This window comes from Kitasatospora sp. NBC_01250 (genome assembly GCF_036226465.1).
In the GTDB taxonomy this organism is placed as follows: Bacteria; Actinomycetota; Actinomycetes; order Streptomycetales; family Streptomycetaceae; genus Kitasatospora.
Genome location: NZ_CP108476.1, coordinates 5,377,397 through 5,389,795, shown reverse-complemented (window position 1 = coordinate 5,389,795; position 12,399 = coordinate 5,377,397). Strand labels below are relative to the sequence as shown.

Sequence of the window (12,399 nt, the reverse complement as noted above, 5' to 3'; positions counted from 1 at the left end):
AGAGTTGTACGACTGTTGCCCTATCCGTCATACGAGGGCGCCGAGCTGACGTCAGGTCAGCTGTGAGCCGGCTGGGAGTCAGGTGTTGTAGGTGCCCTGGGCCCGCTCCAGACCCTCGGTCAGCAGCGCCTCGACGGCGTCGGCCGATCGGTCCACGAACCAGTCCAGCTCCTTGCGCTCGGCACCGGAGAAGTCCTTCAGGACGAAGTCGGCGACCTCCATCCGGCCCGGCGGGCGGCCGATGCCGCAGCGCACCCGGTAGTAGTCCGGGCCGAGCGACTTGGTGATCGACTTGAGCCCGTTGTGGCCGTTGTCGCCGCCGCCGAGCTTGAGCCGCAGGGTCGCGTAGTCGATGTCCAGCTCGTCGTGGACCGCCACCACCGCGGCGGCCGGCGCCTTGTAGAAGTCGCGCAGTGCGGTGACCGGGCCGCCGGAGAGGTTCATGAAGGTCATCGGCTTGGCCAGCACCACCCGCTGCCCGACCAGCCGGCCCTCGGCGACCTGGGCGCGGCTCTTGTGCGTCTTGAACCTGGCACCGATCCGCTCGGCCAGCAGGTCGGCCACCATGAAGCCGATGTTGTGCCGGTTGCGGGCGTAGCCCTCGCCGGGATTGCCCAGGCCCACGATCAGCCAGGGGCCGCTGTACGCCTCACCGCTCATCTGCGCTCCTCCTCCGATACCTCATCATCATGGACACACAGCTGCCCCGGCTCCCACACGGGGAGCCGGGGCAGCGGCAGTGGAACTACCGGGAGGCTCAGGCCTCGGCGGCGGCCTCAGCGGCGGCCTCGGCGTCGGCGTCGGCCTGCGAGGCCTGGGCGCCGATGACCTGCAGCACGACGGCGTCGGCCTCGACGGCCAGCGAGGTGCCCTTGGGCAGCGCGATGTCGCCGGCCACGATGGAGGCGCCGGCCTCCAGGCCCTCGATCGAGACGGTGACCGACTCGGGCAGGTGGGTGGCCTCGGCCTCGACCGGCAGCGTGTTCAGCACGTGCTCGACCAGGTTGCCGCCGGGGGCCAGCTCGCCCTCGGTCAGGACCGGGATCTCGACGGTGACCTTCTCGCCGCGCTTGACCAGCAGCAGGTCGACGTGCTCGATGGTGCGCTTGATGGCCTCGCGCTGGACGGCCTTCGGCAGGACGAACTCGTCCTTGCCCTCGATCGGGACGACCAGCAGGGCGTTCGGGGTCTTGAGGGCCATCATCAGGTCGTGGCCGGGCAGGTTCAGGTGAACCGGGGCGTGGCCGTGACCGTAGACGACACCGGGGACGAAGCCGGCGCGGCGGGCGCGGCGGGCGGCACCCTTGCCGAACTCGTTGCGGGGCTCGGCGGCAAGGCGGATCTCGGACACGACTGCACTCCTCGGAAGACTGGCGGGGGGTGCAGGCAACACTCGTACGGTGGTCATACGAGGCCCGAACAGCACGAAGCCGCCGGGACCACACCCTTAAACACTGGGGGGTTCGCTCGGCGGCGGGACGACTCTGCCAACGGTCGGTACTCCGACCCCGGCAGCGCGTCGATCACGGAGCACGCGCCCGATGGGCGCGCGGCATCCCTCGCCGAGCAGTCTCACGAGTCTAACCGCAGCACTCGTCAACCGTGAAATCGGCCCCGTCGCCAGCAGCGACGGGGCCGATCGGACCTGACGGACCTTCAGCGGAGAGCCCGCGGAGAACCCGGTTCACGCACGCTCAGTGCACGCCCTCGAAGAGCGAGGTCACCGAGCCCTCCTCGAAGACCTCACGGATCGCGGCGGCGATCGAGGGGGCGATGGAGAGGGTGGTGACCTTGTCCAGCTGGAGGTCGGCCGGGCAGGGCAGCGTGTTGGTGAAGACGAACTCGCTGACCCGCGAGTTCTTCAGCCGGTCGCCGGCGGGGCCGGACAGCACGCCGTGGGTGGCGGCCACGATGACGTCGGCGGCGCCGGCCTCGAAGAGCGCGTCGGCCGCGGCGCAGATGGTGCCGGCGGTGTCGATCATGTCGTCGACCAGGACGCAGACCCGGTCCCGGACGTCACCGACCACCTCGGCGGAGAGGATGGTGTTGGCCTGGCTCATGTCGCGGCGCTTGTGGATGATCGCCAGCGGGGCGTCCAGGCGGTCGCACCACTGGTCGGCCACCTTCACCCGGCCGGCGTCCGGCGAGACGATGGTGAGCTTGCTGCGGTCGACCTTCTCGCCGACGTAGTCGGCGAGAAGCGGGAGCGCGAAGAGATGGTCGACCGGGCCGGCGAAGAAGCCCTGGATCTGCGCGGTGTGCAGGTCCACGGCCATGATCCGGTCGGCACCGGCCTGGGCCAGCAGGTCGGCGACCAGGCGCGCCGAGATGGGCTCGCGGCCCAGGTGCTTCTTGTCCTGACGGGCGTAGCCGTAGAACGGCAGGATCGCGGTGATGCTCTTGGCCGAGGCCCGCTTCAACGCGTCGATCATGATCAGCTGTTCCATGATCCACTGGTTGATGGGAGCCGTGTGGCTCTGCATCACGAAGCAGTCCGCCCCCCGGGCGGACTCCAGGAAGCGGACGTAGATCTCGCCGTTGGCGAAGTCCAGGGCCTTGGTCGGGACGAGCTCGGTGCCCAGCGCCGCGGCCACCTCCTTCGCCAGCTCGGGGTGGGCACGGCCGGAGAAGAGCTTCAGTTTCTTCTCACCCGACGTCGTGATCCCGCTCACTGCACCGTCTCCTCGTGTTGCTGCCGCATGGTCCCGCCGCGCCGCACCCGGACAGCGGGAGCCGTCCGGGCCGGTGGTCGACGAGGGATTGGGTACGCCACGGCACGGGCTACAGCCCCACGGCGCACGTATGTACACCAGGTTACGCGCCCGCCCGTGAAGCGTCCGGCCCGGGAGGGCCGCAGCACCGCTGAGCGGGGTGGCTCAGGCCTCGGCGGGCTGGCCCAGCGCGGCGGCGGCGGCCTCGGCCGAAGCAGTGCCGGGGCGCTTGCGCGCCACCCAGCCCTCGATGTTGCGCTGCTGTGCGCGGTTCACGCCGAGCGCGCCGGGGGGCACGTCCTTGCTGATCACCGAGCCGGCGCCGGTGTAGGCGCCGTCACCGATGGTGACCGGGGCGATGAGCATGTTGTCGGTGCCGACCCGGGCGTGCGCACCGATCGTGGTGGGGTTCTTGTTCACCCCGTCCCAGTTGGCGGTGACCGTGGCCGCGCCCACGTTGGCGCCCTCGCCGATGGTGGCGTCGCCCATGTAGGACAGGTGCGGCACCTTGGCGCCGGCGCCGATGCTCGACTTCTTGACCTCGACGAAGGTGCCGATCTTGCCCTTGGCCCCGAGCGCGACCCCGCCGCGCAGGTAGGCGAACGGGCCGACGCTGGCGCCCGCGCCGATCTCGGCCTGCTCGACCACCGCGTTGCTCACCGTGGCACCGGCCCCGACCACGGTGTCGGTCAGGGTGCTGTTCGGGCCGACCCGGCAGCCCTCGCCCAGGTGGGTGGCGCCGTGCAGCTGGGTGCCGGGGAGCAGGACGGCGTCCGGCTCGAAACCCACCTGCGCGTCGATCCAGGTGGTGGCCGGGTCGACGACGGTGACGCCGGCCCGCATCGCGGCCACCAGCAGGCGGTCGTTGAGCAGCCGGCGGGCCTCGGCGAGCTGGACCCGGTCGTTGATCCCCAGGATGTCGCGGTGGTCGGCGGCGACCATCGCGCCCACCCGGTGGCCGGCCTCGCGCAGGATCTCCAGGGTGTCGGTCAGGTACTCCTCGCCCTGCACGTTGTCGGTGCCGATCCGGGCCAGCGCGTCGGCCAGCAGCTTGCCGTCGAAGGCGTAGACGCCGGAGTTGATCTCGGTGATCGCCAGCTGGGCGGCGTCGGCGTCCTTGTGCTCGACGATCGCGGTGACGCTGCCGTGCTGCGGGTCGCGCAGGATCCGGCCGTAGCCGCTCGGGTCGGGGACCTCGGCGGTCAGCACGGTGACGCCGTTGCCCTCCAGGGTGTGCTGGTGGACCAGCGCGCGCATGGTCTCCGCGGTCAGCAGCGGGACGTCCCCGTAGGTGACCAGCACCGTGCCGTCCAGCGTGATCCCGTCGGCGGCCAGTGCCTCCAGCGCGATCCGGGCCGCGTGGCCGGTGCCGTTCTGCTCGTCCTGCACCACCGTGCGGGCCTGCGGGTGCTCGGCGCCCAGGTGCTCGGCGACCTGCTCCTTCAGATGGCCGATCACCACCACCAGTTGCTGGGGCGTCAGCTCCTGGGCGGCGGTGACCACGTGTCCCAGCAGGCTGCGGCCACAGATCGGGTGCAGCACCTTGGGCAGGGCCTTCGACTTCATCCGGGTGCCTTCACCGGCGGCGAGCACGATGACGGCGGCAAGGGGGTTGGCGCTCACGCGGGAGGCTCCTTGGGGGTGACCGGAAGCGGGTCGGGTCCGGATGGGCGGGCTCCGCACGCCGCGCCATCGAGAAGGGCCCGAGAAATGACCAGACCCGAGAATAACCGCGCAATCCGCCCATGACCGCACAGCGTCACGCCCAGGTCGGTAAACGACAAGCGCGCGACCGGGGCGATGGACCCCGGCCGCGCGAAGTGCTCCGCCGGTTGGATTCGAACCAACACTGCAAGGCTTCAAAGGCCTGCGGGCTGCCGATTACCCCACGGCGGATGGCTGCTCAGACCATACCGGAGTCCTCCCCTGACTGGGTATCGCCTTCGATCCCCAGGGCGCGCCACACCGTTCGACCCAGCTGCCACGCCGTTCGGCCCAACCCCGCCGACGGTCGGCGCGACCTGCTTCCCTTGGCAGGCACAGCAACCTACGATGCCGTAAGTTACGCATTCGTAGGCTCCGGCCCAGCGACGCCCGGCGCCGAGCACGCTCCATTCCCCCGCTTTCTCCCACGTTTTCTCATAAACGTATTCCCTCAAGGGAGCGCCCATGACGATCCAGGCCGACCAGGCGCCGCCCGGCTCCGCGTCCAATGCCCGGCCCGCCTCCGAGGTCTCCGCCACGCTCGGCGGCGAGAAGCAGGGCCTGCCCGAGCGCCTGGCGCTCGGCCTCTTCATCGCGGTGCCGTTCCTGGCCCTGCTGGCCGCCGTGCCGGTGGCCTGGGGCTGGGGGCTGGGCTGGCGGGACCTGGCGATCGCGACGGTCATGTACTTCACCACCTGCCACGGCATCACCGTCGGCTTCCACCGCTTCTTCACCCACCGCTCGTTCAAGACCGGCCGGGTGCTGAAGATCGCGATGGCGGTGGCCGGCAGCCTGGCCGTCGAGGGGCCGGTGGTGCGCTGGGTGGCCGACCACCGCAAGCACCACAAGTTCTCCGACCAGCAGGGCGACCCGCACTCGCCCTGGCGCTACGGCGAGAGCGTGCCGGCCCTGCTCAAGGGCCTGTGGTGGGCACACATGGGCTGGCTCTTCGACTCCGAGCAGACCCCGCAGCACATCTACGCGCCCGACCTGGTCAAGGACCGCGACATCCGGACCGTCTCGCGGCTCTTCTGGCTCTGGACCTCGATCTCGATGCTGCTGCCGCCGCTGGTGGGCGGGCTGCTCAGCTGGTCCTGGCAGGGTGCGCTCACCGCGTTCTTCTGGGGTTCGCTGGTCCGGGTGGCGCTGCTGCACCACGTGACCTGGTCGATCAACTCCATCTGCCACGCGATCGGGCAGCGCCCCTTCAGGTCCCGGGACCGCTCGGGCAACGTGTGGTGGCTGGCGGTGCTCTCCTGCGGCGAGTCCTGGCACAACCTGCACCACGCCGACCCCACCTCGGCCCGGCACGGGGTGCTGCGCGGGCAGCTGGACTCCTCCGCCCGGCTGATCCGCTGGTTCGAACAGGCCGGCTGGGCGCGCGACGTCCGCTGGCCGGGCCCCGGGCGCATTGACGCCCGGCGCGTCGCATGACCCGTCGCCTACAGCATGATGGGGGGGTGAACGGGAGCAACGGAGACAGCGCAGTCGGCCATCGACCGCCCGCCCGCGGCGGCACCGGGCGGGCGGGCCGGGTCCGGATGACGGGCAAGCAACGGCGCGAACAACTGCTGGACATCGGGCGCTCCGTCTTCGCCGAGCGCGGCTACGACGGCACCTCGGTGGAGGAGATCGCCGAGCGGGCGGGCGTCTCCAAGCCGGTGGTGTACGAGCACTTCGGGGGCAAGGAGGGCCTCTACGCGGTGGTGGTGGACCGCGAGATGCAGCTGCTGCTCGACATGGTCACCGGAGCACTCACCGGGGGGCACTCCCGCGAGCTGCTGGAGCAGGCGGCCTTCGCGCTGATGGACTACATCGACACCTCGACCGACGGTTTCAAGATCCTGGTCCGGGACTCGCCGGTGGCCCAGTCCACCGGCACCTTCGCCTCGCTGATCAGCGACATCGCCACCCAGGTCGAGGACATCCTGGGCCTGGAGTTCAAGGCCCGCGGCTTCGACGCCCGGCTCGCGCCGATGTACTCGCAGATGCTGGTGGGCATGGTCGCGCTGACCGGGCAGTGGTGGCTCGAGGTGCGCAAGCCGGGCAAGGCCGAGGTCGCCGCGCACCTGGTCAACCTGGCGTGGCACGGCCTGGAGGGCATGGAGCGGCACCCCAAGCTGGTCGGCGAACGGCAGACCTGAGGGCGCCCGCCGGGCGGGCGGCGGCGGCCGGGGCCCGGCGCCGCCGCACCAACGGAATGTTTCGGCCAGGGGTTTTCTCGATGTCAAGAGGCTTCATATCGACAGAACCCCCGATACACTGATCCACATGGAGGACGAGGTCGACCGCCTGGTCGCAGCATGGCGCCGAGAGCGCCCCGACCTCGACGTGCAACCACTGCAGGTGCTCAGCCGGGTCAGCCGGCTCGCCCGGCACCTGGACCGGGCCCGCCGCACCGCCTTCGCCGAGCACGGCCTGGAGCCCTGGGAGTTCGACGTGCTGACGGCGCTTCGCCGGGCCGGACGCCCCTACCAGCTCTCCCCCGGGCAGTTGCTCACCCAGACCCTGGTCACCTCGGGGACCATGACCAACCGGATCGACCGCCTGGCCGGCAAGGACCTGGTGCAGCGGCTGCCCGATCCGGACGACCGGCGCGGCGTGCTGGTGCGGCTGACCGAAACCGGGCAGGAGAAGGCGGACCAGGCGCTGGCCGGGCTGCTCGCCCACGAGCGCGAGCTGCTGGCCGAGCTGTCGGGGCAGCAGCAGGGCGAGCTGGCGGCGCTGCTGCGGCAGCTGGTCGCACCGTTCGACAACATCCCGGGCTGAGACCGGCTCAGGAGGTCGGCGCGCCCGCCGGTTCGGCCGGGCCGACACCCGCCCGGCGGGCCAGCGCGACGGCGGCCAGCGTGGAGTGCACGCCCAGCTTGCCCAGCACGTTCTGCATGTGGGTGCGCACCGTGTGCGGGGAGAGGTAGAGCCGCTCGGCCACCGCCTGCCGGCCCAGCCCCGCCACCATGCAGCGCAGCACCTGCTTCTCCCGGGGCGTCAGCGACTCGACCAGCCGTTCGCTCTCGGTACGGTCGCGCCGGGCCGTGGTCAGCTCCCGCACCACGCCGGTGAGCAGGGTGGGTGGCAGATGGGTCTCGCCGCGCAGCACCCCGCGCAGCACGGTCAGCAGCCGGGTCAGCGAGCTCTCCTTGGCCACCCAGCCCGCCGCCCCCGCGTACAGCGCGCGCACGGCCCGGCGCGGGTCCTCCTCGGCGGCCAGCACCACGGCGCGCAGCCCGGGATAGGTGTGGCAGGAGCGGCCGAGCAGCGCGATCCCGTCCACCGGGCGCCGCACCGGCGCCACCGCGGCGGGCTGCTCCGCCGTCACCACCGGCGGTCCGGCCGGGCGCTGCGGGACGAGCACGCTGCCGGAGCGGCGCGGCGCGGGGACCACTCCGGTGGTGGCACGGCGGGCCGGCGCCGGGCCGGCCTCCGGCTCCACCGCCTGGCGCGGACGGCGCGGCGGGACCAGCGAGCCGCCGACGCTGCCGAGGTCGGCGTCGACCAGCAGGATGTCGAAGGGCCGCCCCTCGGCCGCGGCCCGTTCCAGGGCATGCTCGGCGGCGGCCGCACTACCGGCGGCGCCGACCTCGATCTCCGGCTCGGCGGAGAGCGCCGTCGCGAGCGCTTCGGCGAAGATCCGGTGGTCGTCGACCACCAGGACACGGATCCGCCCCATCTGGTGTCCCCCTGAGTCCGGTACGGCCCCCGTCCGATACCGGACTCAGGGTACGGGGTGCCAGGCCTGGAGGTGGCGGTTCAGTGAAATTCCGTCAGGTCCGCGCAGGTCGTGCCGCGAGTTCTCAGGCGAGCCGGCGGGCCCCCGCCGCCGCGGTCGTCGTGAAGACGTTCGGCACCGCATGGCCCGCCGCCAGGAAGGCGCCGGTGACGGCCTGTTCGACCTGCCCGGCCGCGTCCTTGGGCACCAGCGCGATCACCGAGCCGCCGAAGCCGCCCCCGGTCATCCGGGCGCCCAGGGCACCGGCCGCCACCGCCGCCTCGACCGCCAGGTCGGTCTCCGCGCAGGAGACCTTGAAGTCGTCGCGCAGCGAGGCGTGCCCCGCCGTCAGGATCGGTCCGAGCGCGGCGTACTCGCCCTGCTCCAGCAGCTCGACCGCCTGGCCGACCCGCACGTTCTCGGTCACCACGTGGCGCACCAGCGGGCCCAGCTCGGCGGGCAGCTGGGCCACCGCCCCGGACAGCGCGGCGGCGGGCAGGTCGCGCAGCGCGGCCAGCCCGAGCAGTTCCGCCGCCCGTTCGCAGCCGGCCCGCAGCGCGGCGTAGGCGCCGTCCCCGAGGTCGTGCTTGACCCGGGTGTCGATGACCAGCAGCAACAGCCCCTGCTCGTCCAGCGAGAACGGGACCTGGCGCTGCGCCAGGTCCCTGGTGTCGAGGAAGAGCGCGGCCCCCTCGGTGCAGCAGGCCGAGGCCATCTGGTCCATCACCCCGCACGGGACCCCGACGAAGAGGTTCTCGCCGCGCTGCGCGAGCACCGCCGACTCGGCCGCGGTGAACGGCAGTTCGTACAGATCGCGGTAGACCGCCGCCGCCGCGCACTCCAGCGCGGCGGAGGAGGAGAGACCGGCGCCGCTCGGCACGTCGCTGTCGAAGTAAAGGTCGGCGCCGCCGATCGGGTACCCGGCCTCGCGCAGCGCCCAGACCACGCCGGCCGGGTAGCCGGCCCAGGTCGTCACCGCGCCCGGGGCGAGTGCGGCCACCGACAGGTCGGTGACCACGTCGTCGCCCTGGGCGCTGTAGAGGCGCAGCCGACCGTCCGGGCGGGCCCGGGCCGCCACCTTCACCGCCTGCGGGAGAGCGATCGGCAGGACGAACCCGTCGTTGTAGTCGGTGTGTTCGCCGATCAGGTTCACCCGGCCCGGTGCCGCCCACACGCCGGTGGGGGTGGCGCCGAAGATCCGTTCGAACTGCTCTCTCACGTTGCGCTCTCCCGCGGTCTGGCTACTGCTCGGGTCCGGTCACTGCGTGCTGCTGGTGTTCTTGTTCAGGGTGAAGGTCCAGGCGTCGGCCACGATGTCGTCCAGCTCGGGCCGCTTGGGGGTCCAGCCCAGCCGGGTGTGGGCCTGCTCGGCGGAGGCGACCAGCACGGCCGGGTCGCCCGGGCGGCGCTCGGCCATGACCACCGGGATCTCGCGCCCGGTGACCCGCTTGACCGACTCGATCACCTCGCGGACCGAGAAGCCGCTGCCGTTGCCCAGGTTGCAGATCAGGTGCTCGCCCGGCTTGGCCGCGGTGAGCGCCAGCAGGTGGGCGTCGGCCAGGTCGGCGACGTGGATGTAGTCGCGGATGCAGGTGCCGTCGGGGGTCGGGTAGTCGTCCCCGTAGACGGCGATGTGCGGGCGCTGGCCGAGGGCGGCCTGGAAGACCAGCGGGATCAGGTGCGACTCGGGGTCGTGCCGCTCGCCGTAGGCGCCGTAGGCACCGGCCACGTTGAAGTAGCGCAGGCTGACCGCCGCCAGACCGTGGGCGATCGCCTCGCTGGTGATCAGGTGGTCCACCGCCAGCTTGGTGGCGCCGTAGGCGTTGGTCGGCGAGGTGCGGGCGGTCTCGGCGATCGGGACCTGCTCCGGCTCGCCGTAGACCGCGGCGGTGGAGGAGAAGACCAGCTTGCGCACGCCGGCCTTGCGCATCGCGCTGACCAGCTCCAGCGAGCCGGCCACGTTGTTGCGCCAGTACTTCTCCGGGTCCGCGACCGACTCGCCGACCTGCGAGGAGGCGGCGAAGTGCAGCACCGCCTCGAAGGAGGAGTCCAGCACCTCGGCGGCCTGCTGGATCCGGCCGTTGACGAACTCGGCACCGGCCGGGACGCCCTCGCGGAACCCGGTGGACAGGTCGTCCAGCACGGTGACCTGGTGGCCCGCCTCCAGGAGGTGGGCGGCAACCACGCTGCCGACATAGCCGGCACCGCCGGTGACCAGGTACTTGCTCATATCGCGACCTCCCGCAGGCGCTGTGCCGCCGCCTCGGGCGACACATCGTTGACGAACGCGTCCATGCCGGACTCGACGCCGGCAAGGAACTTCAGCCTGCCTACCGTACGTCGGATCGTGAACAGCTCCAGATGCAGTGCCAGCTCGGCGCCGCCCCGCCGGGGCGCCTGGTGCCAGGCGGCGATGTAGGGAGTGGGCGGCGTCGCCCCGCCCGGGGCCGGCCGGGGCGAGGCCGGATCGGTGAAGAGCCGGTCGAAGCGGCGCAGCAAGTCCAGGTAGAGACCGGGGAACTCGGCCCGCTCGGCCTCGTTCAGGCCGGTCAGGCCCGGCACCCGGCGGTTGGGGTAGAGGTGCACCTCGTACGGCCAGCGGGCGGCGAACGGGACGAAGGCCGTCCAGTGCTCGCCGGTGAGCACCACTCTGACGGGGTCGGCGCGTTCGGCGCGCAGCAGGTCCTCGAAGAGGTTGCGGCCGGTGCGGGCGCGGTGCTCGTCCGCCTGCGCGACCATCTTGGCGGTGCGCGGGGTGACGAACGGGAACGCGTAGATCTGACCGTGCGGATGGGCCAGCGTCACGCCGATCTCCGCGCCGCGGTTCTCGAAGCAGAAGACCTGCTCGACGTCGGGCAGCGCGCCCAGTTCGGCGCTGCGGTCGGTCCAGGCGTCCAGCACCAGGCGGGCCTTGGACTCGTCGAGGTCGGCGAAGGAGGCGTGGTGGTCGGCGGTGAAGCAGACCACCTCGCAGCGGCCGACGCCGGGACGGGTCAGGTGCAGGGGGCGGTCGGCCCAGGTCTCCTGGGAGCCGCCCGGGACGCCGGTGGCGCTGGTGGCGTTCGTGCCGCTCGCCGTGCTCGCCGCGTTCGCCGCGTGGACGTGGGCCGCCGCGTCGGCGGCCAGTGACGGGAAGCGGTTCTCGAAGACCACCACGTCGTAGTCGGCCGCCGGGATCTCGCTCAGCCGGCCGTCCCGGCTCGGGCAGAGCGGGCACTCGTCGGCGGGCGGGTGGTAGGTGCGGCTCTGGCGGTGCGCGGCCACCGTGACCCAGTCGCCGAGGACCGGGTCGCGGCGGACCTCGGCCAGGTTGACCGGCGCCTCCAGTGGGCGTCGGTCGCGCACGTCGCGGGAGGCCGACTCGTCCCGGTCGTAGTAGATCAGCTCGCGGCCGTCCGCCAGCTTGGTCGTGGTCTTCCGCACAGTGTCCGCCCTCGCTGTGGCCCGCTGCCGTTGACTGCATCACACATAATCAAACATTACTCATCAGCAGTCAACAGATTCGGGCGTGGACGGCGCGTTCGGGGCAGCACGGAGCAGGGCCGGGCGGCCAGCGGGCCCTGCCCGGCATCAGGTTCTGGGCGACGGCCCTACTCGCGGACCAGGCGGGCGAGCAGGCCGGTGCGGTCGGCCACGGCCGCGGCCTCCAGCCGGGTGCGGGCCCCGAGCTTCATCAGCACCCGCTGGACGTGGGTGCGTGCCGTGCTGGGGGCGATCCCCATCCCGACCGCGATCTCCTGGGTGTCCTGCCCCTCGGCGATCCGGACCAGCACCTGGACCTCGCGGCGGGTCAGCGCGCCGAGCAGCCGCAGCGCCTCGTCGTCCGGCTCCCGCACCGGGTGCAGCAGCCGCTCGAAGGCCGCCTGGAGCACCTCCACCGTCACCGCGGCCTCGCCGGCCTTGGCCCGGGTGATCGAGCGGTCCACCACCTCGATCCGCTCGTCGCTGCGGACGAAGCCCGCCGCCCCGGCGGCGAAGGCGTTCGCCACCCCGCGCAGGTCGTCCACCGGACCGAGCACCACGACGGCGACCTCCGGCCGCTCCTGCCGCAGCCTGCGCACCGGCGCGAAGGCGCCCGGGCTGCCCGGACGGGCCACCCCGAGCAGGCAGACCTCCGGCCGGCGCTGGGCGACCAGCTCGGGTCCGGCCGCCGTGGGACACCCCACCGCCAGCACCCGGTGCCCGCGCACCTGCAGCGCGGCAGCCAGTGCCTCGGCCAGCAACCGGTGATCGTCGACGACGACAAGCCGCACGCCCAAGGGGCCCCTCCCCCAC

The 12,399-nt window shown here is 72.3% G+C and carries 12 protein-coding genes and 1 tRNA gene; 3 read left to right on the top strand and 10 right to left on the bottom strand.

Annotated features, from left to right (window positions below; genetic code table 11):
• Positions 1 to 78: 78 nt before the first annotated feature.
• The 5 genes from pth to OG500_RS22715 form a co-directional block, all read right to left on the bottom strand.
• Positions 79 to 660 carry an aminoacyl-tRNA hydrolase gene (pth, locus tag OG500_RS22735; protein ID WP_327068532.1) on the bottom strand — a complete coding sequence of 194 codons (582 nt, stop codon included), beginning with the start codon at positions 658 to 660 and terminating at the stop codon, positions 79 to 81.
• 97 nt (positions 661 to 757) lie between these two features.
• The gene (locus tag OG500_RS22730) at positions 758 to 1,351 is read right to left on the bottom strand and encodes a 50S ribosomal protein L25/general stress protein Ctc (RefSeq protein WP_327068531.1); all 594 of its coding nucleotides are present in this window, start codon (positions 1,349 to 1,351) and stop codon (positions 758 to 760) included.
• Positions 1,352 to 1,694: 343 nt separating this feature from the next.
• Positions 1,695 to 2,672: a ribose-phosphate diphosphokinase gene (locus OG500_RS22725; RefSeq protein WP_327068530.1), complete on the bottom strand. Its 978-nt coding sequence runs from the start codon at positions 2,670 to 2,672 to the stop codon at positions 1,695 to 1,697.
• Positions 2,673 to 2,876: 204 nt separating this feature from the next.
• Positions 2,877 to 4,334 (bottom strand): bifunctional UDP-N-acetylglucosamine diphosphorylase/glucosamine-1-phosphate N-acetyltransferase GlmU, encoded by a 1,458-nt coding sequence (gene glmU / locus OG500_RS22720; RefSeq protein ID WP_329582940.1) that lies wholly within the window; start codon positions 4,332 to 4,334, stop codon positions 2,877 to 2,879.
• A 200-nt stretch (positions 4,335 to 4,534) separates the two neighbouring features.
• A tRNA-Gln gene (locus tag OG500_RS22715) sits at positions 4,535 to 4,607 on the bottom strand.
• A gap of 273 nt (positions 4,608 to 4,880) precedes the next feature.
• On the opposite strand from OG500_RS22715, the gene OG500_RS22710 reads away from it, so the two are divergent.
• The 3 genes from OG500_RS22710 to OG500_RS22700 all read left to right on the top strand — a co-directional run bounded on the left by OG500_RS22710 (position 4,881) and on the right by OG500_RS22700 (position 7,184).
• Positions 4,881 to 5,849: an acyl-CoA desaturase gene (locus OG500_RS22710; RefSeq protein WP_327068528.1), complete on the top strand. Its 969-nt coding sequence runs from the start codon at positions 4,881 to 4,883 to the stop codon at positions 5,847 to 5,849.
• A 26-nt stretch (positions 5,850 to 5,875) separates the two neighbouring features.
• Positions 5,876 to 6,559, top strand: a complete 684-nt coding sequence (locus OG500_RS22705) for a TetR/AcrR family transcriptional regulator (protein ID WP_327068527.1) — start codon at positions 5,876 to 5,878, stop codon at positions 6,557 to 6,559.
• Positions 6,560 to 6,686: 127 nt separating this feature from the next.
• On the top strand, positions 6,687 to 7,184 hold the full coding sequence (locus OG500_RS22700) for a MarR family winged helix-turn-helix transcriptional regulator (protein ID WP_327068526.1): 498 nt from the start codon (positions 6,687 to 6,689) through the stop codon (positions 7,182 to 7,184).
• Between the two features lie 7 nt (positions 7,185 to 7,191).
• Here OG500_RS22700 and OG500_RS22695 read toward each other — a convergent pair whose 3' ends face one another.
• From OG500_RS22695 to OG500_RS22675, 5 genes are all read right to left on the bottom strand, one after another.
• Positions 7,192 to 8,085 (bottom strand): response regulator transcription factor, encoded by an 894-nt coding sequence (locus OG500_RS22695; protein ID WP_329582935.1) that lies wholly within the window; start codon positions 8,083 to 8,085, stop codon positions 7,192 to 7,194.
• Between the two features lie 124 nt (positions 8,086 to 8,209).
• Positions 8,210 to 9,343 carry a galactokinase gene (gene galK, locus OG500_RS22690; protein WP_329582933.1) on the bottom strand — a complete coding sequence of 378 codons (1,134 nt, stop codon included), beginning with the start codon at positions 9,341 to 9,343 and terminating at the stop codon, positions 8,210 to 8,212.
• A gap of 39 nt (positions 9,344 to 9,382) precedes the next feature.
• Positions 9,383 to 10,354 carry a UDP-glucose 4-epimerase GalE gene (gene galE / locus OG500_RS22685; protein ID WP_327068523.1) on the bottom strand — a complete coding sequence of 324 codons (972 nt, stop codon included), beginning with the start codon at positions 10,352 to 10,354 and terminating at the stop codon, positions 9,383 to 9,385.
• Entirely contained in the window at positions 10,351 to 11,547 is a 1,197-nt protein-coding gene (gene galT / locus OG500_RS22680) for a galactose-1-phosphate uridylyltransferase (RefSeq protein WP_327068522.1), read from the bottom strand. The genes galE and galT overlap by 4 nt, the downstream gene beginning before the upstream one ends.
• 167 nt (positions 11,548 to 11,714) lie before the next feature.
• Positions 11,715 to 12,383 carry a response regulator transcription factor gene (locus OG500_RS22675; protein WP_327068521.1) on the bottom strand — a complete coding sequence of 223 codons (669 nt, stop codon included), beginning with the start codon at positions 12,381 to 12,383 and terminating at the stop codon, positions 11,715 to 11,717.
• Positions 12,384 to 12,399: the final 16 nt, after the last annotated feature.